The following is a 24600-nucleotide window of genomic DNA, read 5'->3' on the forward strand; positions in this document are numbered from 1 at the left end:
TGTGATGCGTTAGCCCCCTGATGGGCCGGCAATCCAGCACCGGCGACGGGCTAGCGGAGAGGCGAGTGTGGTTATCCGTGACGGGAAGCCGCGGGTTGAAAGGCCTACAGTCGTTGCTCATCGCGTGTTCCTTTCTACGAGTAGGTCAGTGGCTCGCATAAGCTCGCTGCCGCTCGAATGTAGCCGCCGGGTTCGCGCCTGTGAATTCGATTTTTCCAATCTTCTCCATAGTCCACGGCTATGACGTCTTTGCGTCAGGATGGCCGAGCCCGCTTGCGGCGCCGCACCATAAACCTCCAAATGTTTTGCCGCGGTGAAAAATTCGCTGACGAGCGGGAGGCGATGCCATGCATCAGTTTGGATGGCAACCTTAAAGGCGCCCTGGGGACGCAATAGTCCACCCTAAAGAGTGGCTGCTGAGAATGGCAGGCCATATCCCGCGTCCTAGGGATAGATGACGAAAAATTCCCTCTCCAACTGTGGGAGAGGGGCGTGGGCATCATTCTTGTCCCGGGATACGGTTTCCGGCGGCGCGGCTTTTTAGGAAAGCGACTTCAGGCGGTAAAGCGCCTCAAGTGCCTCACGCGGCGTCATCGCATCCAGATCCATGCTTTCAAGTGCGCGCTCGACGACGGACGGTGCGGCAGCGAACAGGCCAAGCTGCGGCGATGCCGGTGTCGTTGCGGCCGGTGCTGCGACATGAGCATGCATGCCGCGTTCCAATTCCGCCAGCGTGCGGCGCGCATCCGCGATGACCGATTTCGGCAGCCCGGCCAGCGCAGCGACTTGCAAACCGAAGCTGCGATTGGCTGGTCCGTCCTTTACCGCATGCATGAACACTAATTGCTCGCCGTACTCGACGGCGTCGAGGTGGACGTTGGCGATGGTGGTGTATTCGGAGGCCAGTTCGGTCAGCTCGAAATAATGCGTGGCAAACAGCGTGTACGCCCGGCTGGTTGCTGCCAGATGCACGGCCGCAGCGCGGGCCAGTGCAAGTCCGTCATACGTGCTGGTGCCGCGTCCGACTTCGTCCATCAGCACCAGACTTTGCGGCGTGGCGTTGTGCAGGATGTTGGCGGTTTCGCTCATCTCCACCATGAAGGTGGACTGGCCGCGCGAAAGATCATCACCTGCGCCGATACGCGTGAAGATGCGGTCGATCGGACCGATCGTTGCACGCTTGGCCGGCACATAGCTGCCGATATGCGCAAGCAGCACGATCAACGCGTTCTGCCGCATGTAGGTGGATTTGCCGCCCATGTTCGGACCGGTAATCACCAGCATGCGGCGATGGTCATCCAGCATGAGGTCGTTGGGCTCGAAGGGTTCTGCGCGAACCTTTTCCACCACCGGATGACGGCCGCGCTCGATGGCTATGCCGGCGACATCGGTCAGTTCGGGTTCGCTCCAGTCCAGCGCTTCGGATCGTTCGGCGAGCGTGCAAAGTACATCGAGTTCAGCCATGGCGGCCGCCGCATGCTTGAGCGATTCAAGCTGTTCGGTCAGTGCATCCAGTAGCGCTTCGTACAGTGCGCGTTCGCGCATCAGCGAGCGTTCCTTGGCCGAAAGGACTTTATCCTCGAAGGTTTTCAGCTCTTCGGTGATATAGCGCTCGGCATTCTTGGTGGTCTGGCGGCGCGTGTAATGGGTCGGCGCCTTGTCCGCCTGGCCCTTGCTGATCTCGATGTAGTAGCCGTGTACGCGGTTATAGCCAACCTTCAGCGTGGGGATTCCGCTGGCGGCCTTCTCGCGTTCCTCGAGTTCGACCAGGTATTGATCGGCATGCGTGGCGAGACGGCGCAATTCGTCCAGCTCGGCGTCGTAACCGTCGGCAATGATGCCGCCGTCGCGCAGCAGCACTGGCGGCTGTTCGACGATCGCGCGCTTTAGCAGTTCCGCCGTGGCCGCGTGATCGCCGATGCCGTCGACCAGTGCGTGGAGCAGTGGGCTATCCCATGTTGCAATCGATTCACGCAGCACGGGCGCGGCAGCAAGGCCATCGCGCAAGGTGGACAGATCGCGCGGACGGGCCGAACGAAGTGCAACGCGGGCCAGGATGCGTTCCAGATCGCCGATGCCGCGCAACTGCTCGCGCAGCCCGTCATAACCGCGCGTCTCGATCAATGTGCCGATCGCCTGGTGGCGACGGCGCAATATTTCACGCGAACGAAGCGGGCGATTCAGCCAGCGCCGCATCAGGCGTGCGCCCATCGGCGTTACCGTTTCATCGAGCACCCCAAGCAGGGTGTGCTCGGTACGTCCGCTGGGATGCGTGTCCAATTCCAGATTGCGGCGTGTGGCGGCATCCAGTGCAATCGTTTCACTGGCACTTTCCACCGCCATGCCGGAAAGATGCGGCAACGCGCTTTTCTGTGTCTCTTCCACATAACCGAGCAAACAACCCGCTGCGGCAATCGCCAGCGGCATGTTGTCGACGCCGAAACCACCCAGGTCGCGCGTACCGAAGAAGCGGTTGAGTTCGCGTCGCGCCGCATCGCTGTCGAAATGCCACGGCGGACGCTTGCGCAGGCCGGGCAGGGCGCTGACCAGTTTCGGCCACACCACGTCCTCGCCGACCAATGTTTCGGCAGGTTGCAAACGTGCCAGCTCGGCGGCAAGCGCTTCTGCATTCGACACTTCACTCAGTAGAAAACGGCCACTGGATAGATCGACCCAGGCCATGCCATAACTGCCGTGCGCGCCGGTTGCGATCGCCAGCAGCAGATTATCGCGGCGTTCCTCCAGCAACGCGGCATCGGTCACCGTGCCTGGCGTCACGATGCGCACCACCTTGCGCTCGACCGGCCCCTTGGCTAGCGCTGGATCGCCAATCTGCTCGCAAATCGCCACCGACTCACCGAGCCGCACCAGCTTGGCCAGGTAATTCTCCACCGCGTGATAAGGCACGCCCGCCATCGGAATCGGCTGCCCCGCCGACTGCCCACGTTGCGTCAGCGTGATATCCAGCAAACGCGCCGCCTTGCGTGCGTCGTCATAGAACAGCTCGTAGAAGTCGCCCATGCGGAAGAACAGCAGCACATCAGGATGGGCTGCCTTGGCCGCGAGATATTGGCGCATTAAAGGGGTGTGCTCGTTGCTAATCTCAGCCATCTTTTTTTGGTCTGTGTAAGTGTTGTTTTTGACGGCGTGAATCACGTACGGATATGTACAATGTAAAAGAGATTCAAATCGCTTGAAGGAACGCGCAATGGCCACCAGCTTTCCCGGCTTTCTGGATAGTAATAGCGTATGAAGGCTAAAAGATTGGTGATGGCGTTTATATGCTCTCGAGCCATCCAGTAGTCATAGTCAATTCCCAATGCCTCGAATTTACGCCTTGGGCCGAAGTGGCGCCCGACACGCCATGCCAAACCTGGATCGCAAGGTAGAACTATCGACATCACACCACCTGGTTTAACTACGCGATTCCATTCGCGTAATACATGGTGGGGCTGGGGCAGGTGCTCCAGCACATGAGTGGCGATAAGTCGATCGAAACTGTGATCTGCAAAGGTCAGGCGTGTTGCGTCTTCTGGTTGCACACGTACCTTGCCCTTCTTGTTTTCGTTTTCAAAACGGATCTGGTCGAGCATGGGTGGGTTCAGATCCGTCATAACGTATTCGTCAAAGGTGTGACGCACTTTGCTCAGGTGAATGCCGGTCCCCGCACCAACCTCGAGTACTTTGGAAAAGTGTTGATCCGGCCCAAAGGCTCGCTCACACCAGACATGACTTTGCGTCAGTAAGCGAGCAGCGAGGCCCTGATTGTAATTTGCGGTTTCGTAGGCCCGGGTCCAACGGTCCATGTATTCGTCGTAGCTGGGGTCGGGCTTCATGTCTGGTTGACTCCTCCGGGGTGGCTATCCCTGGTCTGCAAAGAGAAAAGAGGGGAGTCAGGATACCGACAGCAATGGGGTGATCTCAAATGCCGTGATCGAGCCGAATGATCATTGAATGGGTCACCGGGTCCCCAGCGGGAATAGGAAGGACAAGGAGATTTCGGTTGGTGTGCATTCCTTCGCGTCATTTTTTTGACGCGATTTGTAATGCTATTCCGATTGCTCTAGGGCCTTTTGTAAGGTTGAAGAAAAATACGGTCAGGCAACCGTAACTTTGATCGGTGAAAATATTGCGATCGGGATTTCTGCATTTTCGAATTTATTGAGAATGGCTGCTAGTTGAATGCATGCCTTTTCAGGTAGTGGATTTATGTCCGTGCCGGATTTTCCTGATCGGCGGTGACATTGCATTCAACAGAAGATTGCAAGGGTCCTCTCAGTTTCGTCATTTTCAATCATGAGCGCCTTTACCGGCATTTTTCACCTGCCGCCAAGGCCGGTGCATAGTGCTAGGGAAGTCTGAGCCAGGGAATTTATGGATTATACCCGTCGTTCTATACTTAAAGGGGTGGCTGGACTTGCCTCATATGTAACGGCTTCACGATACGTGGCACTTGCCTCGACCGTCGCGGCGTTAGGCGAGCTTGGTTGGAGCCGCGATGCCATGGCGGATTCCGGAGTTAGTGGCGTTGCTGTAGAAAACGCACTGCCTGGCACATCAGATTGGAAGTTGGGCGCTCTGGTCAATGGCATCCAATATCTGAGAAGTGATGATGAGAGCAATCAGATTGCTGGGTATGCGTCTTATACCAGTGTCTTGCCAGGTGGTTCGCTTGACCTGCATATAAGCGTCAATGCATCTTCCTCTGATTATCTCATTGAGGTTTTCCGGCTTGGCTATTACCAAGGGCTGGGGGCGAGGCTGATACAGACGATCAGTAAGTCAGATGGTGTTCGGCAAATTCGCGATGACCATTCCAACCTTGTCGTTGATAAAACGTCGGGCTGTGTTCAATGTGGATGGAAAGTAAGTCATACGCTCCAGATATCTTCAGATTGGCCTAGTGGGATATACCTGGCTAGGTTGACGAGTGCTGATCGGTACCAATGCCACATCGTATTTTGTGTACGAAGTGCAGGCCAGGCTTCAGCCTTGCTTTATGTGCAGCCTACGTTGACATATCAGGCATATAACGGCTATCCGTTTGTTTCATCATCGAGTTTTCCTTATCCGCGTGTTGGTCGTAGCCTTTATCCGGTTTCAAGTATTAGTTGCGCCTCCACACCCAACCCGATTAGCGGCGGCCCTGCGGCAGTTACTGTCTCGTACGATCGCCCTTATACGATGTGCGAGAGCTATGTTGGCAACGTAGGTAATGGCGTTTCTTTCGATGCCTATACCTACGAGCCATTTTTTATCCGCTGGGCCGAACAAAATGGCTACCAGTTGGACTACGTCACTGACTTGGATGTGGATGCGCTAGGCATTTCACTTCTTCAGCAATATCGGGGGGTCGTTTTTCCAGGCCATTTTGAGTATTTCACAAAGAACATCAGAGATTCGTTGGAGAAGGCGAAAAACCAGTCGGTTCATTTGGCGTTTCTTGGTGCGAATCCTGCGTATTACCAAGTTCGTCTGGAGAGTTCGCCAAACGTAGCGGGTAAATCAGTGGTTTGCTACAAGGGGGCTACGGGAGATCCTCAAGCAAACACCTTGTTCGGTTCGACGTTGTACTCAAGCATTGGACGCAATGATTGCCTGCTGGCTGGCGTTAGTCATGCCATTTGCGGCGCGGGTAATCAGATTTTACCGGTGCAAGTCGCTGGTGCTGATCACTGGGTCTGGGATGGGGCTGGAGTTCTCAACGGCACCTTGCTTCCAGGTTTGCTGGGTTATGAGGTGGATGTGCAAAACCTTCGTCCGTTCAGTCGGACTGGTACCTACACTCTTCTATCCCAATCCAGCTATCTTGGGTGGCAGTCCAACTCGTCGATTTACCAGACTGACGGTGGCGCATGGGTTTTCGCGGCAGGAACGATGTCTTGGACATGGGGGTTATCGGAGTCGATTACATTCGACGGCAAGCCGCTGACATTCTTCGGCAATCCTGTTCCTGAAGGTACCAATTCGGCGGCAATACAGCAGGCTACTGCTAATTTGTTGAACCGCTTTCTTGCGGATACGTCTGATCACAGCCAGCGCAGTGATGTCGCTTTTATGCTCGCAGATCAGTCGATCTGGGTTCGTGAGTTCAATAACGGGGCGTGGTCGGAGCCTCTCGCGCTTAATGGGGCTACTGTTTCGCGCCCCGGCATTTCCAGTCGTACTAATGGGGATGCTGATGTGTTTGCGCTCAGCGAGCTCGGGGTGCTCTGGGTGAAAAGTCGGCGCAATGCTAATTGGGATTCTTGGCAGGCATTGACGGGTGATAATTCTGCTATTGGCTCCCCTGCGGTTTCCACTGCCCCAGGTGGTGGCGTTGAGGTTTATGTCCTTAATCAGGTGGGGAATTATTGGAAAAGATCATACATGGACTCTGCCTGGGGGGCATGGGAGCTTATTGGTGAAAACTTCCTGTCCAGCCCCACAGTGGTGAACTGTGGCGATATCAATGAAGTATTCGGCGTTGGCAAGAAAGGGGACTTGCAGACGACAACCGTTGTTAACGGCGTATCCGCACTCGGTTGGACGAGTCTGGGTGGCAAAGTGGGCGTTGGTGGATGTGGTGCAGCTACCAATTCCTTTGGTGAACTGCTCGCTGCCGTGGTGGGGATGACCGGGGCGCTCTGGATACGCGAGAGGTCTCCGAGCACCGGAATCTGGGGGGGCTGGATCAATCTGGGTGGGGAGCTGGCTACAACGCCAGTAGTGCTTGGCACAGGACTAGGGCGTTTTGACATCGTAGTTAAGTGGCGCGATGGTAGCGTTGCGACGATTAGCCGCATAAATGGGCAGTGGACTGAATGGGTGAATCAAGGCGGGAGCATATCGGACGATCCATACGCAGTCGTCGCCGGAGAAGCGATTGTTGTGCATGGACTTGGGACGGGTGCTGGCGCACCGCTCTTGTCGTTGACCATTCCAGTTGCGGCGTCGACACCACTTTCTCACGGTGTCTGGACAAGAGTGACATAATAATGAATGCCTTGAGCGACGACGGCTGCATGTAAATAGTTACATGTAATGTGTCAATGCGAAGTTGCCGACAAGGTAATCAACAGTCCGCAAATGATCAGTGCCATGCCGATCCAATATCTCGCGCTGATGTGCTCTCCGAGTACCAGTACGCAGAGAAGCGGAACGAACACGAAACTCAACGCCATGAAGGGGTATGCTCGGCTGAGTTCCAGTTTGGTAAGCAACCAGATCCAAGCCAGAGTCATGGTGCCGTAAAGTGCGATGCCGATAAGCAGGTAGGGCGAAAGTAGCGCAGCCAACAAGCTGGTACTACTTTGTGACGACTTGGCCGCAAGCTTAAAAAGCACTTGGCCGCACGCTATGCCTGTAACGCAGAGGATTAGTCCAAGATAAGTCAGGAATTTCATGACTTGTCAGCGCGATTTGATCATGTCGTGAATTTCTGCGCCCATGGGCTCGCGAAGCACTAATTGCAATGGTACTTTCGGAACTGAAGCAATATCAAAGCTGAGGAAGGCGAGCAATAGCTGAATTCCTGCCAATAATGGAAGGGCTGCAAGCATGACGGTGCCGGCTGAGGCGGTTTTGCTTGCCGCCGAGGCGTGCATCCAGGAAGCGCTGCCAAAAATTATGCCGAATAATGTCAATATAATTCCAAAAGTGAGCTCGAAAGATGCTATTGACATATCGCGTAGGTAGTAATTGTAAAAAATTCTTTTTATGAAGTTGCGCGCGTGCTTGACGGGGAATTCAATAAGTACGCGTGAAATTTTCAAGTTGCTCTTTTCATTTCCATAATTGGCCGGCATGGGAATGTCAACAACTACGGCCCGAATCAAATTTAAGCGGAACAATATGTCGGTTTCAAAAAAGTAACGATTGCTGATCTTGTCGAAAGGCAGGTTACGTGCCGTCGTGGCGTCGATGGCAGTAAAGCCGTTGGTTGGATCAAACAAATTCCAGTACCCGCAAGATAGCTTGGAGAGCAGCGACAATGCCGCATTGCCAAAGATTCGCAGTGGAGGCATCGCCTGTAGCCCATCAAGATCGAAAAAGCGATTCCCCTTGCTATAGTCTGCCAAGCCTGAGGCTATTGGTCGTATAAGGCGAGGCAACATCTTTGGATCCATTTGGCCATCACCATCCAATTTCACGATGATGTCTGCGCCATCCGTGATGGCTTGACGATAGCCTGTCATGGTGGCTCCGCCTACCCCGAGGTTTGTTTGGTGAGTTAATACGGTTACTCGAGGATCTGTTACTTCGGTTCGAACGAGTTGGCCAGTAGCTTCCGGACAGGCGTCATCCACCACATAGATGCCATGAATTTCCGGACCAATACCGGCGATGACTTCTAGGATGTGTTTCCTTACACGAAAGCAAGGGATAACGACGGCAATTTTGGGGAGGGAGGGCATGAGTTCGAATGCCGTGCAGTTCAAGGTGTTGAATCGTTGGTGGTCATTCGTCGATAGAAAATCATAACAGTCTTTTTCTGGTGACTTATGCGCGATGGCGCTTCCCTTTTGCTGTATTGAACTCAGACGCTTGGCTTGCGAAGGTCAAGGTAGCCTATGCCTCGTAAACCAAGGCCGCTGGGTGGGCCGGGAGCGCAGGAACCCCAATTACGTCATGCTATGGATACCGTGCCAGGTATCACGTCGCTGTGTGTGTATGGAGTCGATGGGCAGGTCCCTTGCTCGGGACGACTGAGGTTACGTGGAGTTTCGCATGGAGTTGTCATCTGTTCCTACCGACGTCGAGCTGGCGGCATGGGCTGCACAGGTTGCGTCGGATATGCAGCAGCGCCGACTGGTCCTGGTCACCGCCGAGTCGTGCAGCGGCGGCTGGATCGCCAAGGCGCTGACTGATCTATCCGGCAGTTCCGCCTGGTTCGATGGGGGCGTGGTCAGTTACAGCAACGAGGCCAAACAGTCGCTGCTTGGTGTTCGCCGGGACACCCTTGAGCGTCATGGCGCAGTCAGCGGGGAAACGGTGCTGGAGATGGTGTCCGGGGTGCTGGATCGCTTTGACGCTGGCATGGCCGTAGCGGTGACCGGTATTGCCGGCCCTACCGGCGGCACGCCGGAGAAGCCCGTCGGCACGGTGTGGATTGGCTGGCGACGTCGTGGCGCTAAGGCCAGTGCCAAGCTGTTTCATTTCGGCGGCGACCGCGAAGCCGTACGCCGACAAACAGTGGCGGCGGCCCTCAGCGGCATTCATCAAATGCTGACAGATTGATTAGAAATTAGCCAACTGATTGGCTTGACCGATGTGGGATACTCAGGCTCTGCGTCGATCCCAACCCGTGAGACGGGAAAGGGGGAAGATGCATGCCACGACCACTTATGACCGGAATCAAGACGATGGATGACAACAAGCGCAAAGCGCTAGCTTCCGCCCTCGGCCAGATCGAGAAGCAATTCGGCAAAGGCGCGGTGATGCGCCTGGGCGACCGCACCGACGACAACATCGACACCATCTCGACCGGTTCATTGGGCCTGGATATCGCGCTGGGCGTTGGCGGTCTGCCGCGCGGCCGCGTCGTCGAGATTTACGGCCCTGAGTCCTCCGGCAAGACCACCTTGACCTTGCAGGTGATCGCCAACTGCCAGAAGAACGGTGGCACCGCTGCCTTCGTCGACGCCGAACATGCGCTCGACCCCACTTACGCCCAGAAGCTGGGCGTGAACGTGGACGACCTGCTGGTGTCGCAGCCCGACACCGGCGAACAGGCGCTGGAGATCGCCGACATGCTGGTGCGCTCCGGCGCGGTGGATATCGTGGTGGTCGACTCGGTCGCCGCCCTTACGCCGAAGGCGGAAATCGAGGGCGAAATGGGGGATTCCCACGTCGGCCTGCATGCCCGCCTGATGAGCCAGGCGCTGCGCAAGCTCACCGCCAATATCAAGAAGTCCAACTGCCTGGTGATCTTCATCAACCAGATCCGCATGAAGATCGGCGTGATGTTCGGCAACCCCGAAACCACCACCGGCGGTAACGCGTTGAAGTTCTACGCATCGGTGCGCCTGGATATCCGCCGCATCGGTGCGGTGAAGAAGGGTGAGGAAGTGATCGGTTCGGAAACTCGCGTGAAGGTGGTGAAGAACAAGGTGGCGCCGCCGTTCCGCCAAGCGGAGTTCGAGATCCTCTACGGCGAAGGCTCCTCGCGTGAAGGCGAGATCATCGAACTCGGTGTGAAGGAAAACCTGATCGACAAGTCCGGTGCCTGGTACAGCTACAAGGGCGAGCGCATCGGTCAGGGCAAGGAGAACGTGCGTCAGTTCCTCAGGGACAACGCCGCCATCGCCAACGAGATCGATCGCGAACTGCGCGCGCGCCTGCTGGTGAGCGGTGGCGGCGCCATGGCGTCCTCCGCTGAGGCGTTGGAAGAGGCCTGAGCATGAGCGAAAGGCGCCTGCGCATTTTGCTGGTCGGCGCTTCCGGCACGCTGGGGCGCGCGGTGGCGGCCGAATTGGGGCAGCGTCATGAAATCATCGCTGCCGGACGCAACTCCGGCAGCGTGAGGATCGATCTCACCGACGTTGACAGTATTCGCAACGGATTGCAGCACGCCGGTGAGCTGGATGCCGTGATCAGCGCGGCAGGCCAGGTCAACTTTGCGCCGCTGGCAGATTTCAAGGCGGCGCCGTTTGGCGAATCGCTGCACACCTTGGGCATCGCCGACAAACTGCTGGGGCAGGTGAATCTGGCTCTGGCGGCGCGCGATCATCTGCGCGATGGCGGCTCCATCACATTGACTACGGGCATCCTGTCCGAGCAGCCGATCGCGCTGGGCAGTTCCGCCAGCCTGGTCAATGGCGCGGTGGAGGCCTTTGCGCGCGCGGCGGCCGTCGAATTACCGCGTGGCCTGCGTATCAACGTGGTGAGCCCGACTGTGCTGGCTGAGGCGATGTCGTCCTACGCACCATTCTTCCGCGGTTTCGAGCCGGTAACAGCGGCGCGTGCGGCGCTTGCTTTCAGCCGTAGCGTGGAAGGGGCTCAGACGGGGCAGATCTACAAGGTGTTTTGATTCCTAGCCGTTGCTGGAGCCACAGGCAGCCCGTCATGTGTCCGTGTTCCCGTCCTCTTGGCGGAAGATGGGGCGAAAAACCATGAAGCGTAAACCCGGCGACAAAACAGAAAAATCCCAACCCAGCGCTTATAACAAGGCGCTGGGCATGCTTGCGCGCCGCGAACACTCTCGCCGCGAACTACGCCGGAAGCTGGACCGCAGCGGTTACGCCAGTGATGAAGCTGCCGAGGCGCTGGAGCGGTTGGGTGAGCAGCAGTATCAGGACGACGATCGCTTCGCCGAGGTGCTGATCCGCAGCCGCGTGGCGCAGGGGTACGGCCCCATGCGCCTGCGCGTCGAGCTCAAAACCCATGGTCTGCCGGATGCGCGCATCCGCAGCTTGCTGGATGAGGCCGGCATCGACTGGACTGATTCCGCGATGGCCCAATTACGTCGCCGCTACGGCGCTGTCGGTACGTCGGACCCGGCCGAACGCGCCCGTCGGGCGCAATTCCTCTTGCGTAGAGGCTTTCCGGCCGCCACAGTACGGGATGTAACCCACGCTGACGTGGGCGACGCCGCCGACGAGACGCCCTGAGGTCCAGGTTCCAGGAAGGATGGATGGGCCGGTTGGGGCGTCGGCGTAAGTCGCACCCTTTTCGCTTTTGCCCCCCCGATCTCATGAAAACCGCTGATATCCGCTCTGCTTTTCTCGATTATTTCCGCACCAAGGATCACACCATCGTGCCCTCCAGCTCGCTGGTGCCGGCCAGTGACCCGACCTTGCTGTTCACCAACTCCGGCATGGTGCAGTTCAAGAACGTATTTCTCGGTAGCGAGAAGCTGCCTTATGTGCGCGCGGCCGACGTACAGCGCTGCCTGCGCGCCGGCGGCAAGCACAACGACCTCGATTCGGTGGGCTACACGGCACGCCACCACACGTTCTTTGAGATGCTGGGCAACTGGTCGTTCGGTGATTACTTCAAGCGCGATGCCATCCGTTATGCCTGGGAATTGCTGACGGGCGTGTTCAAGCTGCCGGCGGACAAGCTGTGGGTGACCGTCTACCACACCGATGACGAGGCTTACGGCATCTGGAACAAGGAAATCGGTGTAGCCGCCGAGCGCATCGTGCGCATTGGCGACAACAAGGGGGCGCCGTACGCCTCGGACAATTTCTGGCAGATGGCCGATACCGGTCCTTGTGGTCCGTGTACCGAAATCTTTTACGACCACGGCCCGGAGATCGCTGGCGGTCCGCCCGGTTCGCCCGATGAAGACGGCGATCGCTATATCGAAATCTGGAATCTGGTGTTCATGCAGTTCGACCGTGCGCCCGATGGCACGCTGTCGCCGCTGCCGGCGCCGTGCGTGGATACCGGCATGGGCCTGGAGCGTCTCGCGGCGGTGTTGCAGCACGTGCACTCCAACTACGAGATCGATCTGTTCCAGCACCTGATCAAGGTCGCGGCGGAACTGACTAGCACCAAGGACCTTGCCAACAAGTCCCTGCGGGTCATTGCGGATCACATCCGCGCTTGTTCGTTCCTGATCGTCGATGGTGTATTGCCGTCGAATGAAGGGCGCGGCTACGTATTGCGTCGAATCATCCGCCGTGCCTTGCGTCATGGCTGGATGCTCGGCGTGCGTGGCGACTTTTTCTGGAAGATGGTGCAGCCGCTGGTCGAGGAGATGGGCGGTGCTTATCCGGAACTTGCCACCAAGCAATCCTTCGTGGAAGAGGCGCTGCGCACCGAAGAACAGCGCTTCGGCGAAACGCTGGAACATGGCATGCGCGTGTTCGATGAAGTGGCGACAAAGTCCGGTGAGATTATTCCCGGCGAAGACGCATTCCGCCTCTACGACACCTATGGATTCCCCGTCGACCTGACGGCCGATATCGCACGTGAGCGTGGCCTGAGCGTCGACATGGCCGGTTTTGAGCGGTCGATGGAGCAGCAGCGCGAACGCGCGCGCGCGGCAAGCCGCTTCGAAGCCAAGGGCCAGATGCCGGCGGAACTCGCCAGCCAGCTCAAGCCTACGGCGTTCCTCGGCTATGAAAGCTTGTCGAGCGAGGGCTGCAAGGTGGTGGGTATCGTGCGCGGCGGCAAGCAGATCGATCAGCTTGTTGCGGGCGAAGAAGGTCTGGTGATCCTTGATCGCACGCCGTTCTATGCCGAGTCGGGCGGGCAAGTGGGCGACACCGGTACGTTGTCGAACAATGCGGGATCGTTCGATGTCGCCGATACGCTCAAGATGGGCGGCGTGTTCTTCGGTCATGCAGGTCGCTGGCAGGGTGGCCTGCCGTTGCGTACCGGTGATCTGGTGGATGCCGCTGTCGATGCCTCGCGCCGTCAGGCGACGGTGCTCAACCATTCCGCCACGCATTTGCTGCACGCCGCGTTACGCGATGTGCTAGGTACGCATGTCACGCAGAAAGGCTCGTTGGTGGCCCCCGACCGTTTGCGTTTCGACTTCTCGCATTTCAAGCCGGTCAGCCGGGAAGAACTGGCGAGGATCGAAGCGCTGGTGAATGCCGAAGTACGCCGCAACGCAGAAGCCGAAGTGCGCCACATGGCGTATGACGATGCCATTGCGTTCGGCGCGATGGCGTTGTTCGGCGAGAAATACGGCGATGAAGTGCGCGTGTTGAAGATGGGTGATTTTTCCACCGAGCTGTGTGGCGGCACCCATGTTGGCCGAACCGGTGACATCGGGCTGTTCAAGATCGTCAGCGAAGCCGGGGTGGCTTCCGGCGTCCGGCGTATCGAGGCGGTTACCGGTACGGGAGCGCTCGCTTATGTGGCCGACGAAGAGCGTCGCCTGGGCGAGCTTTCACAGCTTCTTTCAAGCAATGGCGATGACGTTACCGAGAAGCTGCGTCAGTTGCTTGACCGTCAGAAAAAGCTGGAGCGTGAGCTCGAATCGCTGCGCGCCAAGGCTGCGGGTTCGATGACCGGTGATCTGGCCAGCTCGGCGAAAGACGTTGCCGGTATCAAGGTCGTCGCTGCACGTTTGGAAGGTCTGGATGCCAAGGCGTTGCGCGATGGTGTTGATCAGCTCAAGCAGCAGCTTGCCGATTGCGTGGTGGTGTTGGCTGGGGCCGCAGATGGCCGCGTTTCACTGGTGGCTGGTGTGCACGGCAAGGCCGCGGGGCGTATCAAGGCGGGTGATGTCGTTGCACATGTCGCTGGGCAAATCGATGGCAAAGGCGGTGGCCGTCCGGACATGGCGCAAGGTGGCGGCTTCGACAAACCACAATTACCAGACATCTTGACAGGTACAGTGGAGTGGGTAGGACAGCAGCTTGCGGGTTGATGCGCCGCATATGGACCCAGTGTAAAGATTGTGTGTAGATTGCACGTGGCGCTTGCGCTCAGCTAGTATCGGTCAGATAACGGTGCTGCTGGTTGCGGATAGTGCCGTGAAGGCAAGCTGTCTTTCGAGGCAACTTGGTTTTTGGAGCCGGGGAAGGCGGTGAGGCCTTTGACGGACAAGAACGTCAGAACTGCGTGATGACTGTGCTCAGGGGTGAGGCAACAACATGCAGATGGCCTGTGACCACAAGCATTAAATGGAGTAGCAGCTATGTTGATTCTGACCCGTAGGGTCGGTGAAACCCTGATGATCGGCGACGAGGTGACCGTTACCGTTCTCGGCGTGAAAGGCAACCAGGTCCGCATTGGCATCAATGCGCCTAAAAACGTGGCCGTGCACCGCGAAGAGATCTACCAGCGTATCAAAGGCGAGAACGAACACGATGGTGGCGCTTCGGGGGAGTCAGGCGGGCATTGATCGCCTCTTTACCTTGAGGGCTGTGGCCGGTATGCTTTCCGGCTCCGCGGCGACGCGGAAACAAAACACGGAGAGATGCCCGAGAGGCCGAAGGGGCTCCCCTGCTAAGGGAGTATAGGGTCAAAAGCCTTATCGAGGGTTCGAATCCCTCTCTCTCCGCCATATACGCAAAAAGCCCCCCTGTGGGGCTTTTTGCGTATATGGCGGAGAGAGAGGCTTTGATGAGAACCCTTTCGGTTCGACAAATTCGTCCGGAACGAATTTGGACAGCCGTAGGCTGGCCCCTCCGCGTAGACGCGGAGGGGTTCGGCCCAAGGATGGGCCGAACAATCCCTCGCTACGCCGCGAGAATTTTCAGCGATCGCGGGGCTTTTTGCGTATATGGCGGAGAGAGGCTTTGATGAGAACCCTTTCGGTTCGACAAATTCGTCCGGAACGAATTTGGACAGCCGCAGGCTGGCCCCTCCGCGTAGACGCGGAGGGGTTCGGCCCAAGGATGGGCCGAACAATCCCTCGCTACGTCGCGAGAATCTTCAGCGATCGCGGGGCTTTTTGCGTATGCGGCGGAGATGACCTTGCGGACGAATGTTTCGGCGCTGCAGTGGTGACCGCGCGGATTTTCTTGAACTGGCCGCACCGCCATTCAGGCGTCTGCACCGAACAACTGATCACTATTCATTCTTCCCTTGCCGGCATTCTTCCTACATAACTCGCCCGCGGACGTATCAGGCTACCGTTCTCCTGCTGCTCCAATGCGTGCGCCAACCAGCCAGCCATCCGGCCGGCGGCGAAGATCGCCATGGCTGCGTCGACGCCGAGTTCATAAGCCGATGCAATGGCCGCCAGGGCGAAGTCCAGATTCGGCCGGCGGCCACACAGGTTTTGTGTCACCTCGGCAAGCTGCAGAACGCGTGCAAGCTTGGCGGGATGGGGATGTATCGCGCGCAACGCGTTCAATAGCGTTGTGGCGCGAGGATCGTCATCGGCATATAGCGGATGGCCCAGACCCGGTACCGTGTCACCGCGATGCAGGCGTTCGCGGACACGATCAGCGGGCCGCCGTTCGGGCAGCATGTCCTGAATAAACGCATACGCGCGTGCAGTTGCACCGCCGTGATGCGGACCGGACAAGGTGGCCAAACCTGCGCCAACGGCAGCATGCAGGCTGGCGCCCGTCGACGCAGCCACACGCGTGGCAAAGGCCGATGCATTGAGTTCGTGATCGGCGCATAGCACGAGGGCGCAACGCACCAATTCCGGCAATCCTGGTGCCTCGATCTGCCAGTTCGCGGCTATCCGTTGGTGGATCGGGTGTGCATCCGGACGCGTTCCGCATAGCAGTGCTGCAGTTTCCCGCAGCAGTTGCGCTGCGTAATCGCGGCGATGGTGCGGATCGCTGCTGTGTGAATGCCGGGCATCGAGTGCAAGCAAGGGCAGCGCCGCGGCCGTGCGTGCCAAGGGTGGCAAGCTGCGTTGACGAAGCAGGGATGAAACAGTTTCCGGCCAGCGCTGTGAGAATGCGGCGGTAAACGGATCATGGTCACCGCAATCCCACAGCAGGCGTGCGGCGTCTTCCAGCGTGGCTCCCGATTCGGCCAGGGCAATCGCGGATTGGCCCCGGTAATAGTGTCCATGCGGACGGATCAAGGAAATCCGTGTTTCCAGTACCGGCAGGCCCCAGGCAAGACTGTGCGCGGCGGCTTGCACCGCGCCACGCCCGGCCTGTCGGCGTTCGATCAATTGCTCGATATCGCCAGCACTGTACTCGCGGCTACGTCCGTCGGTGCCCGGGCGCGAATCAATGCGACCACGGCTCACGTAGGCATAAAGCGTGGCAAGGCTTACACCGAGTCGAGAGGCGGCGTCCTGGGCAGAGAGATAGTCGGCTCGCATGAACGATATATTGATCCTATTAATCAAGATTGATCAATATATTTTGGCGTGACACAGTGACGGCCCCGGATTGATCAGGCTATCCCCATGGCCACTTTCCAAACGGTGTGCGAAGCCTTTGCCAGGCAGGCGGACTACTGCGACGAACACGGTTCGCCGTTCACCGCCAGGCTGTTGCGCGGGCTGGTGCGTGCCATGTGCGATGGGGCGCCAATATTGCAGGCCATCGCATCGTGGGAAGGCGAACCGATGCCAGATGCGCTGCCGCTGCGCGTGGCCGGCGCGCTGCATGCATTGGTGCTGGATGGGCGCGAAGCGGAACTGGCCCGTTACTATCCTGGTGGCGATGGCGAGGCTGACGATGCCGCACTCCAGCGGATTGCTGTCGCAGCATTGCAGGCACATCCCGAGGTATTGGCGGATTATCTTGCTTCGCCCCCGCAGACCAAAGAAGTGGGGCGCTCAGCCGTGTTGCTTGGTGGATTCATGACCATCGCGGCACATACCGGCTTGCCGCTGCGTTTGTTCGAACTCGGTGCCAGCGCTGGTTTGAACATGAATTGGGATCGCTATCGTTACCGGTTTGGCGACTGCGTGCTGGGCGATACATCCAGTCGGTTGGAGCTTGTCCCCGCGTGGCATGGTGAATTGCCGCCTATGGCGTCGATCGATGTTGTTGCGCGCATGGCCTGCGATCGATCGCCGGTCAACGTCGCAGAGGCCAGGCGACGGCAGCGCCTGCGCGCCTATGTCTGGGCGGATCAAGATTCCCGTTTGCGGCAACTGGATGCGGCGTTGAGTGCTGCGGCCGAACACCCCGTGCAGGTCGAGCATGCCGATGCGGCTGAGTGGATCGAGCGTGTGCTCGCGGCACCGCTGCCCGATGGCGCGGCGACGGTGGTCTATCACACGATTTTCTGGGCCTACCTCTCAGCGGATGCCAAGGCGCGGATCGAGTCGGCGATCCGCAGTGCCGGGCAATCCGCCACGGCGGAATCGCCGCTGGCCTGGCTGCGCTTCGAGATTGGGGATTTCAGTCGACATCCGCGCCTGCTGCTGAGTCTTTGGCCGGGGCCGCAGGATCTGCACTTGGCCGACGCCCAGGCGCATGGCAGCGAGATTTTCTGGTATGCCGCCGCGCTGGCAAATCCCGCGCGTACTGCGCCGCGGCATCGCAGCCCCGGCACATCACTTACAATTTGTCGTTTCGGAGAATCACGATGACCCAGCTCAACTCTGCCGGCGCCCGTTTCCGCGCCGCACTCGCTGCCGAACAGCCGCTCCAGGTGATCGGCGCCATCAACGCCAATCACGCCTTGCTGGCCAAGCGCGCAGGCTATCGCGCGATCTACCTTTCAGGCGGTGGCGTGGCGGCCGGCTCGCTGGGCCTGCCCGATCTGGGCATCAATACCCTGGATGACGTGCTGACCGATGTGCGGCGTATCACCGATGTCTGCGATCTGCCGTTGCTGGTGGACATCGATACCGGCTTCGGTCCCAGCGCCTTCAATATCGCGCGCACCGTGAAAAGCCTGATCAAGTTCGGTGCGGCGGCCTGCCACATCGAGGATCAGGTGGGTGCCAAGCGCTGCGGTCATCGTCCTGGTAAGGAAATCGTACCCGCCGGCGAAATGGCAGACCGCGTCAAGGCGGCTGTCGATGCCAAGACCGATCCGAACTTCTTCCTGATTGCGCGCACCGATGCGATTGCAGTGGAAGGCGTCGATGCGGCGATCGAGCGCGCCATAGCCTGCGTTGAAGCCGGCGCTGACGGCATCTTTGCCGAGGCCGCGTATGACATCCCCACCTACAAGCGCTTCACCGATGCGGTAAAGGTGCCGGTACTGGCCAATATCACCGAGTTCGGCCAGACCCCGTTGTTCAGCGTGGATGAATTGCGCACGGCGGGCGTTGGCATCGTGCTTTATCCGCTATCGGCGTTCCGCGCGATGAACAAGGCGGCGGAAACCGTTTATCAAGCCATTCGCCGTGACGGTCATCAGCGCAATGTGGTGGACATGATGCAGACCCGCGAAGAGCTTTATGACCGCATCGGCTATCACGATTACGAGAACAAGCTCGACGAGCTGTTCGCGAATAAAAAATGAACACAGCATCCGTACGTTCAAGTACCGCACCAGGAGCATGATCCGATGAGCGAGCAATCCACCGCCCCCAAGCCGAAGAAATCCGTTGCGCTGTCCGGCGTGGCGGCGGGCAACACCGCGCTGTGCACCGTTGGCCGTAGCGGCAACGACCTGCACTATCGTGGTTACGACATCCACGACCTGGCCGCCAAGGGCTGCTTCGAAGAAGTGGCCTACCTGCTGGTGCACGGCGTGCTGCCGAAATGGGCTGAGTTGAACGCCTACAAGGCCAAGCTGAAGCGTCTGCGCGGCCTGCCGGCGCCGGTGAAGCAAGCGCTGGAATTGCTGCCGGCTGCGACGCACCCGATGGATGTCATGCGCACCGGTTGCTCGGTGCTGGGCACCGTGCTGCCGGAGAAGGAAGACCACAATGTCACCGGCGCGCGCGATATCGCCGACCGCCTGATGGCCAGCTTCGGCTCCATGCTGCTGTACTGGTACCACTTCAGCCACAACGGCAAGCGCATCGAGACCGAAACCGACGACGAATCGATCGCCGCACACTTCCTGCACCTGCTGCATGGCAAGAAGCCGAGCGAGTTGCATGCCAATTCGTTGGACAAGTCGCTGGTGCTTTACGCCGAACATGAGTTCAACGCCTCGACCTTCACTGCGCGCGTGATTGCGGGCACCGGCTCGGACATGTATTCCGCGATCACCGGCGCCATCGGCGCGCTGCGCGGTCCCAAGCATGGCGGCGCCAACGAAGTGGCGATGGAGATCATCGCCCGCTATCGCAACGCGGCCGATGCGGAAGCCGATATCCGCGCGCGCGTGGAGCGCAAGGAAATCATCATCGGCTTCGGTCACCCGGTCTACACGGTGTCCGATCCGCGCAACGAGATCATCAAGGAGATTTCGCGCAAGCTGTGCACGGAGTGCGGCAATCCCAACCTGTTCGACGTTTCCGAGCGCATCGAGAAGCTGATGTGGGAACTGAAGAAGATGTTTCCCAATCTCGACTGGTACTCGGCCAGCGCTTACCACATGATGGGCGTGCCCACGGCCATGTTCACTCCGCTGTTTGTCATCGCCCGCACCTCCGGCTGGAGCGCGCATGTGATCGAACAGCGCGAGGATGGCAAGATCATTCGCCCGAGCGCCAACTACACCGGCCCGGAAGACCGCACCTACGTGCCGATCGAAAAGCGCTGATGGCTCATTTTTGATGTACGGAAAGAAGGGGGCTTCGGCCCCCTTTTTCTTTACATCGCATTGACGAAATGTTTTTGTTTGGGCGTGCCAGGGATGGATAAGCGGTGTTACATGCGTGATACATCAGGGCATGCACTCATGCATGACATAAGTGATTGTCATTGCAATACGTATCGTCGTGGCTGCGATGGAAAGTCGGCAGGCCGCGCGAAGTGGTGTTCCAGATCTGCATCATTTCATGACTCGATGGCGTTTTCGTGTTTTAGCAAGACGAACGTAATCGACTGATTCCTATACATCTTGATGCTTGCCTTGTAGGTACGTGCAACTGGCACGTGCTTTGCGACATGTTGAAGCTACACCAGCAAAACAGGGGGTCACCGCATCCATTCCCGGGAGGAATCAACATGCGCAGGACTCTTATCTACACGGCATTGATGCTTGGCTTGGGACTTGCCCTCCCGGTCATGGCAGACAATAACTCCAACCAGAACAACGGGAATTCAGGTTACCTTTCGAGCTCGAACACCAATTCGGGCACAAACACCAATTCGAGTACACACTCCAAGACCGTTAGCAAGGCGTGGGCCGAAAGCGGCAACGATAACTCAGTACAAAGCGACGGTATGGGAACCTCGGCCGCCAATAATGGTGGTACCGCGACATCTACTGTCAGCGATGCATTCAACACCAGCAATGCGATCGCCACCACCAACCTCAATGGAACCGTCACCAATGTCCAGGTGTGGGGCATCGGCAACAACGCGACCGATAATGGCAACGCGAATGGCGGAAAAGGCGGCAGTGGCGGTAAGGGCCTCGGCGGCATAGCGCTGGAAGGCGGTGGCGGATTGGGCGGCAGTGGCGGCGACGCCTATGCACATAGCGGCAAGGCCGGCGGTTCGTTCTCCAACAGCGGTGGCGCGTTTGCAGGAAGCGGCGCTGCGGGTGCTGGCGCCAAGGGTGACGGTGGCAGCGCCAATGCCAATGGTGGCTCATACGGTGGTAGTGGTGGCGCAGCGACTGGAGGTAGCGGATCGGGCACAGGTGGTGCGGCAACGGCTGGCGCAGCATCGGCGACGACCGGCAGCAGCACCTCGACCGGCGGAACCAGCGGAACGGTAGCCAGTGCTGGCGGTGACGGCGGCGCAGGCGGTGCCGGTGGTACGGCGACTGGTGGTGCAGGCACGGCCGGTGCAGGCGGTAGCGGCGGAGCAGGTGGAAGCACCTCGGCCGATGCCGGCAGCTTCGACATGTCCAACACCATGGATAGTGCCGCGGCAGCGGCAGCTGGCATCACGACGATTGCTCAGAACAGCGGCCAGGCTTCGCTGATCCAGCAGGGCGTGACAGTCCAAGCCAACCTGAACGTGGGCGGCCATTGAGTAACGACTGATCGGCAAAAGTGGAGCAAGCATCGCTCCACTTTTGCTATGCGGGCTGGCCGGTTGCTTTGCGCAGCCGGCCGGCAGACGGTCGTATTCGATGCGCCAACGCGATAGGAGTCGTGCCATGTCTCTCGCAAGAGTTGTAGCAGGTGTGATGCTGTCGTGTATGGCGGGATGGTCGGGCTTCGCGTTCGCAGGAGACCCACCCGGCAATTCCACTAGCGCTCAACAAGGAAGCCACCCACCGGCAGCCGCGAATGCGCAGCCGGTCTATGTCGATGGATTTGGGCAAGCAGTGAGCGCCACCACGCTGGGGCACTACAGCGGTGGTTCTACGGTTATTGCCGGCATCCAAACCATTACCGGCACCGTCTCCAACGACAGTGCCACGAATGTCACCACGGGAGCCAACTCGATCGCGGGGGGCTCGTTCTCTGACGCATCGGGCTTGCCGTCGGTGATTCAGAACACCGGCAATAACGTGCTGATCCAGAACGGCGTCATCGTTAATGTGCAAATGAAGCCATAACATGAAACGGACGCTGCCGACGTCGATGTTCATCCTTGTCCTGGCGATCGCATCGCCGGCGGGGGCGCGGGCAGCGACGATGGCGCTCAATGATAATGCCGGGCAGACCTATATCTTGCACATTGCCACGCTGAAGGAAGTCAAGTATCGCAACACGATCCATCAAAAATACGACTTCAGCTGCGGCTCGGCCGCGGTTGCCACGTTGTTGACCTACCAATACGACTACCCGGTCAACGAACAGATCGTGTTCGAGCAGATGTATGCGCATGGTGATCGCAGGAAGATCAACCGGGAAGGCTTCTCGCTATTGGATATCAAGTTTTATCTGGCGAGTATCGGTTTCGACGCCGACGGTTTCCACGCATCGCTGGATCAGCTGCAGAAAGCCGGCCTGCCGGCGATCGTGCTGATCGAGGATCGTGGTTATCACCATTTCGTGGTGATCAAGGGCATTCGCTATGGGCGCGTGCTGGTCGGGGATCCGGCACGCGGCACGCGCGCGATACCTCTGGATCGTTTCGACCAGTTGTGGAAGAACAAGCTGCTGTTTGTCATCCATAACCGGCGCGAGTTCGCGCATTTCAATACTGACAGTGATTGGCGCAGTGCGCCGCTCGCTCCTTTGGGCATCGGTATCGATCGGCGCGGGCTGGATACGATCACCATGTCCAAATACGGGCCGGGGGATATATGACGCGAGCCAAGCCCTGGATGCAGATATGCCTGCGCATGGCGCTGCTGGCGATATTGCTGGGGTGCGCCGTTATCGCGCACGCCCAGTCGGCACAGCCGCTGCGTCGTGTTGCTGGATTTGGCTTTCCCGTGCCGAACGAGCGGCTCGATGCCGTACGTGGTGGCTTTGACCTTGGTAACGGTCTTGAAGCATCGCTCGGTATCGAACGCGCGGTGTATATCAATGGCAACCTGGTTACCTATGCGAGCGTAAACATTCCTGACCTGGCCCACATCACCACGCAGCAAGCGATGGCATTGGCCTCGGCGCTCAGCACGGTGAATATCCAGAACGGTCCAGGCAATAGCTTTGATCCGTCCGCGCTTGGCAGTACCACGGCCGCGACGGTGATTCAGAACACGCTGAACAATCAGACCATTCGCAGCCTGACGACCTTGAACGTGTCGGTCAACACGCTCAACGCTTTCCGTGACGAAGGCTTGCAACAAGCCCTGCAGGCTGCACAGGTGCAGGCACTGGGACATTAATGCGGAAAGGAAGTCGTTCTCTCGGAGAACCATGATGAAGAAAAGGGATGGGGAGGCTCGGATGGAACGCAGGCGCAGAGCGTTGGCGCAGGCTGTGGGATGCGCCTGCTTCATGTTGGCGTGCGGGGTGGTCGTCGCTCAAGATGCACCTGCCTCCTCGTCGACCGTAGGCGATACGTCATCGCCGGCGATCCGTCAGCGGCTGGAACAGCAAGGCGCGCGCATCGAGGCCATGCGTGCGCAGATCGATACCTTGCAACATCAGTTGGCGCAGCAAGAGGCCGACTACAAGGCGTTGCGTCATGCTGTCGGCATGGATGAGCTGGACCAGACACGTGGCGGCAATATCGCCGCTGCTGGCGGTACCGCTACAGCGCTGCCGATGCCATCGGCGGAAGCATCGCCTGATCAACAAGCAGCTCAGCAGGCGCCAACTACGCCGTCTGAGCCCGTCGGCCAGGCACCGCCGCAGAATTCTCATCCTCCAGAAGTGGCGCCGATCTTCCAGCAGCCGGGCGTGCTGACACCGAAGGGCAAATTCGTGATCGAGCCGGCGTATCAGTTCGGCTACTCCACGGCAGACCGTGTTGCGTTGGTGGGCTATACCATCATCCCCGCGATTCTGATTGGCCTGATTGATGTGCGAGAAGTACGTGACACCACGCAGACGGCCATTCTCACCGGGCGCTACGGCATCACCAACCGTCTTGAACTGGAGGTGCGCATTCCGTATGTGGACACGCACGACGATACGGTCAGCCGCGCCGTGTTGACGGGTTCGGCCGAAGACAATGTGTTCAGCTCCAGTGGCAAAGGCTTGGGTGATATCGAAGCTACCGCGCGCTATCAGATCAATAATGGCGGGGCGGACAGCGCTTATTACATCGGCTGGTTCCGCTTCAAGTCACGCACCGGTACCGATCCCTTCCAGGTAGTTACCGATTGCGTGACTCGCTGTGTCGAGAACCTCACGGGTACCGGCCTGCCGGTGCAACAGCCAACCGGAACAGGCTTCTACACCTTGCAGCCAGGCGTGACGTGGTTGCTTCCTTCGGATCCGGTGGTGTTCTTTGGCAATCTTAGTTATCTCTACAACGTCGAACGTCATAACGTCTACGAACATATCCTGCTCGCCGGCACGCAATACCTGGGCAACGTAAAGATGGGCAACGAGGCGGATATCAGTATTGGCATGGGCATGGCGCTCAATGACAAGGCCTCACTGAGCATCGGTTACGATCAAACTTTTATCGGTACCACGTACGAGAGCGGGCAGAAATTGCCCGGTTCTACCAAGGTATGGCTGGGCTCGTTGTTGATAGGCGGTTCGTGGCGCTTCAATGAAAAGCGCACGTTGAATTTCACCTTGGGGGTTGGCGTAACACGTGATACGCCGGACGCTACCGTCACCATCCGCGTGCCGATGATGTATTGACAAGCCAGCAGCGACATTCTCCAACGACTCGGCTGCGAATT

20 protein-coding genes and 1 tRNA gene are annotated in these 24600 nt (G+C 58.6%); 16 read left to right on the plus strand and 5 right to left on the minus strand.

The window, feature by feature from the left end; genetic code table 11:
- Window positions 1-540: 540 nt before the first annotated feature.
- Together mutS and ISP19_RS19090 are read right to left on the minus strand one after the other, a co-directional pair.
- Window positions 541-3111 (minus strand): DNA mismatch repair protein MutS, encoded by a 2571-nt coding sequence (gene mutS, locus ISP19_RS19085; protein ID WP_204684007.1) that lies wholly within the window; start codon window positions 3109-3111, stop codon window positions 541-543.
- 41 nt (window positions 3112-3152) lie between these two features.
- A complete protein-coding gene (locus ISP19_RS19090; RefSeq protein WP_204684008.1) occupies window positions 3153-3836 on the minus strand; it encodes a class I SAM-dependent methyltransferase in 684 nt (227 codons plus the stop codon).
- 667 nt (window positions 3837-4503) lie between these two features.
- On the opposite strand from ISP19_RS19090, the gene ISP19_RS19095 reads away from it, so the two are divergent.
- Entirely contained in the window at window positions 4504-6975 is a 2472-nt protein-coding gene (locus ISP19_RS19095; RefSeq protein WP_204684009.1) for a N,N-dimethylformamidase beta subunit family domain-containing protein, read from the plus strand.
- A 53-nt stretch (window positions 6976-7028) separates the two neighbouring features.
- Here ISP19_RS19095 and ISP19_RS19100 read toward each other — a convergent pair whose 3' ends face one another.
- Together ISP19_RS19100 and ISP19_RS19105 are read right to left on the minus strand one after the other, a co-directional pair.
- Window positions 7029-7385 (minus strand): EamA family transporter, encoded by a 357-nt coding sequence (locus ISP19_RS19100; protein WP_204684010.1) that lies wholly within the window; start codon window positions 7383-7385, stop codon window positions 7029-7031.
- A 6-nt stretch (window positions 7386-7391) separates the two neighbouring features.
- The gene (locus ISP19_RS19105; RefSeq protein WP_204684011.1) at window positions 7392-8396 is read right to left on the minus strand and encodes a glycosyltransferase family 2 protein; all 1005 of its coding nucleotides are present in this window, start codon (window positions 8394-8396) and stop codon (window positions 7392-7394) included.
- 313 nt (window positions 8397-8709) lie between these two features.
- On the opposite strand from ISP19_RS19105, the gene ISP19_RS19110 reads away from it, so the two are divergent.
- From ISP19_RS19110 to ISP19_RS19140, 7 genes are all read left to right on the plus strand, one after another.
- The gene (locus tag ISP19_RS19110) at window positions 8710-9219 is read left to right on the plus strand and encodes a CinA family protein (protein ID WP_204684012.1); all 510 of its coding nucleotides are present in this window, start codon (window positions 8710-8712) and stop codon (window positions 9217-9219) included.
- A gap of 125 nt (window positions 9220-9344) precedes the next feature.
- Window positions 9345-10379 carry a recombinase RecA gene (recA, locus tag ISP19_RS19115; protein ID WP_204684384.1) on the plus strand — a complete coding sequence of 345 codons (1035 nt, stop codon included), beginning with the start codon at window positions 9345-9347 and terminating at the stop codon, window positions 10377-10379.
- Between the two features lie 17 nt (window positions 10380-10396).
- Window positions 10397-11011 carry a short chain dehydrogenase gene (locus ISP19_RS19120; RefSeq protein ID WP_204684385.1) on the plus strand — a complete coding sequence of 205 codons (615 nt, stop codon included), beginning with the start codon at window positions 10397-10399 and terminating at the stop codon, window positions 11009-11011.
- 82 nt (window positions 11012-11093) lie between these two features.
- On the plus strand, window positions 11094-11591 hold the full coding sequence (locus ISP19_RS19125) for a regulatory protein RecX (RefSeq protein ID WP_239556946.1): 498 nt from the start codon (window positions 11094-11096) through the stop codon (window positions 11589-11591).
- An 83-nt stretch (window positions 11592-11674) separates the two neighbouring features.
- On the plus strand, window positions 11675-14311 hold the full coding sequence (alaS, locus tag ISP19_RS19130) for an alanine--tRNA ligase (RefSeq protein ID WP_204684013.1): 2637 nt from the start codon (window positions 11675-11677) through the stop codon (window positions 14309-14311).
- Between the two features lie 270 nt (window positions 14312-14581).
- Window positions 14582-14788 (plus strand): carbon storage regulator CsrA, encoded by a 207-nt coding sequence (gene csrA, locus ISP19_RS19135; RefSeq protein ID WP_204684014.1) that lies wholly within the window; start codon window positions 14582-14584, stop codon window positions 14786-14788.
- 69 nt (window positions 14789-14857) lie between these two features.
- Window positions 14858-14950, plus strand: a tRNA-Ser gene (locus tag ISP19_RS19140).
- A 513-nt stretch (window positions 14951-15463) separates the two neighbouring features.
- Here the strand turns inward: ISP19_RS19140 and ISP19_RS19145 are convergent.
- On the minus strand, window positions 15464-16681 hold the full coding sequence (locus ISP19_RS19145; protein ID WP_204684015.1) for a citrate synthase family protein: 1218 nt from the start codon (window positions 16679-16681) through the stop codon (window positions 15464-15466).
- Between the two features lie 87 nt (window positions 16682-16768).
- Here ISP19_RS19145 and ISP19_RS19150 point away from each other — a divergent pair, with 87 nt between their 5' ends.
- From ISP19_RS19150 to ISP19_RS19185, 8 genes are all read left to right on the plus strand, one after another.
- Entirely contained in the window at window positions 16769-17905 is a 1137-nt protein-coding gene (locus ISP19_RS19150) for a DUF2332 domain-containing protein (protein ID WP_204684016.1), read from the plus strand.
- Window positions 17902-18789, plus strand: coding sequence for a methylisocitrate lyase (prpB, locus tag ISP19_RS19155; protein ID WP_204684017.1), 888 nt, complete (start codon window positions 17902-17904; stop codon window positions 18787-18789). The genes ISP19_RS19150 and prpB overlap by 4 nt, the downstream gene beginning before the upstream one ends.
- A gap of 45 nt (window positions 18790-18834) precedes the next feature.
- Entirely contained in the window at window positions 18835-19983 is a 1149-nt protein-coding gene (gene prpC, locus ISP19_RS19160) for a bifunctional 2-methylcitrate synthase/citrate synthase (RefSeq protein ID WP_204684018.1), read from the plus strand.
- 407 nt (window positions 19984-20390) lie between these two features.
- The gene (locus tag ISP19_RS19165; RefSeq protein ID WP_204684019.1) at window positions 20391-21368 is read left to right on the plus strand and encodes a hypothetical protein; all 978 of its coding nucleotides are present in this window, start codon (window positions 20391-20393) and stop codon (window positions 21366-21368) included.
- A 127-nt stretch (window positions 21369-21495) separates the two neighbouring features.
- Complete coding sequence (locus ISP19_RS21370; protein WP_239556947.1) at window positions 21496-21900, plus strand: hypothetical protein; 405 nt, start codon at window positions 21496-21498, stop codon at window positions 21898-21900.
- 1 nt (window position 21901) lies between these two features.
- The gene (locus ISP19_RS19175; protein WP_239556948.1) at window positions 21902-22597 is read left to right on the plus strand and encodes a C39 family peptidase; all 696 of its coding nucleotides are present in this window, start codon (window positions 21902-21904) and stop codon (window positions 22595-22597) included.
- Window positions 22594-23124 carry a hypothetical protein gene (locus tag ISP19_RS19180; RefSeq protein WP_204684020.1) on the plus strand — a complete coding sequence of 177 codons (531 nt, stop codon included), beginning with the start codon at window positions 22594-22596 and terminating at the stop codon, window positions 23122-23124. The genes ISP19_RS19175 and ISP19_RS19180 overlap by 4 nt, the downstream gene beginning before the upstream one ends.
- 127 nt (window positions 23125-23251) lie before the next feature.
- A complete protein-coding gene (locus tag ISP19_RS19185; protein WP_284384962.1) occupies window positions 23252-24559 on the plus strand; it encodes an acetate kinase in 1308 nt (435 codons plus the stop codon).
- Window positions 24560-24600: the final 41 nt, after the last annotated feature.

The sequence above is a fragment of the Dyella flava genome (genome assembly GCF_016904955.1).
Classification (GTDB): Bacteria; Pseudomonadota; Gammaproteobacteria; order Xanthomonadales; family Rhodanobacteraceae; genus Dyella_B; species Dyella_B flava.

Excerpts from the sequence above, each read along its gene's own strand:
- prpC (WP_204684018.1), top strand. The coding sequence starts at position 18,835 with ATGAGCGAGCAATCCACCGCCCCCAAGCCGAAGAAATCCGTTGCGCTG.
- ISP19_RS19125 (WP_239556946.1), top strand. The coding sequence starts at position 11,094 with ATGAAGCGTAAACCCGGCGACAAAACAGAAAAATCCCAACCCAGCGCT.
- recA (WP_204684384.1), top strand. The coding sequence starts at position 9,345 with ATGGATGACAACAAGCGCAAAGCGCTAGCTTCCGCCCTCGGCCAGATC.
- ISP19_RS19095 (WP_204684009.1), top strand. The coding sequence starts at position 4,504 with ATGGCGGATTCCGGAGTTAGTGGCGTTGCTGTAGAAAACGCACTGCCT.
- ISP19_RS19105 (WP_204684011.1), bottom strand. The coding sequence starts at position 8,396 with ATGCCCTCCCTCCCCAAAATTGCCGTCGTTATCCCTTGCTTTCGTGTA.
- ISP19_RS19150 (WP_204684016.1), top strand. The coding sequence starts at position 16,769 with ATGGCCACTTTCCAAACGGTGTGCGAAGCCTTTGCCAGGCAGGCGGAC.
- ISP19_RS19110 (WP_204684012.1), top strand. The coding sequence starts at position 8,710 with ATGGAGTTGTCATCTGTTCCTACCGACGTCGAGCTGGCGGCATGGGCT.
- ISP19_RS19175 (WP_239556948.1), top strand. The coding sequence starts at position 21,902 with ATGAAACGGACGCTGCCGACGTCGATGTTCATCCTTGTCCTGGCGATC.
- prpB (WP_204684017.1), top strand. The coding sequence starts at position 17,902 with ATGACCCAGCTCAACTCTGCCGGCGCCCGTTTCCGCGCCGCACTCGCT.
- mutS (WP_204684007.1), bottom strand. The coding sequence starts at position 3,111 with ATGGCTGAGATTAGCAACGAGCACACCCCTTTAATGCGCCAATATCTC.
- csrA (WP_204684014.1), top strand. The coding sequence starts at position 14,582 with ATGTTGATTCTGACCCGTAGGGTCGGTGAAACCCTGATGATCGGCGAC.
- ISP19_RS19145 (WP_204684015.1), bottom strand. The coding sequence starts at position 16,681 with ATGCGAGCCGACTATCTCTCTGCCCAGGACGCCGCCTCTCGACTCGGT.
- ISP19_RS19180 (WP_204684020.1), top strand. The coding sequence starts at position 22,594 with ATGACGCGAGCCAAGCCCTGGATGCAGATATGCCTGCGCATGGCGCTG.
- ISP19_RS21370 (WP_239556947.1), top strand. The coding sequence starts at position 21,496 with ATGTCTCTCGCAAGAGTTGTAGCAGGTGTGATGCTGTCGTGTATGGCG.
- ISP19_RS19165 (WP_204684019.1), top strand. The coding sequence starts at position 20,391 with ATGCGCAGGACTCTTATCTACACGGCATTGATGCTTGGCTTGGGACTT.
- alaS (WP_204684013.1), top strand. The coding sequence starts at position 11,675 with ATGAAAACCGCTGATATCCGCTCTGCTTTTCTCGATTATTTCCGCACC.
- ISP19_RS19090 (WP_204684008.1), bottom strand. The coding sequence starts at position 3,836 with ATGAAGCCCGACCCCAGCTACGACGAATACATGGACCGTTGGACCCGG.
- ISP19_RS19100 (WP_204684010.1), bottom strand. The coding sequence starts at position 7,385 with ATGAAATTCCTGACTTATCTTGGACTAATCCTCTGCGTTACAGGCATA.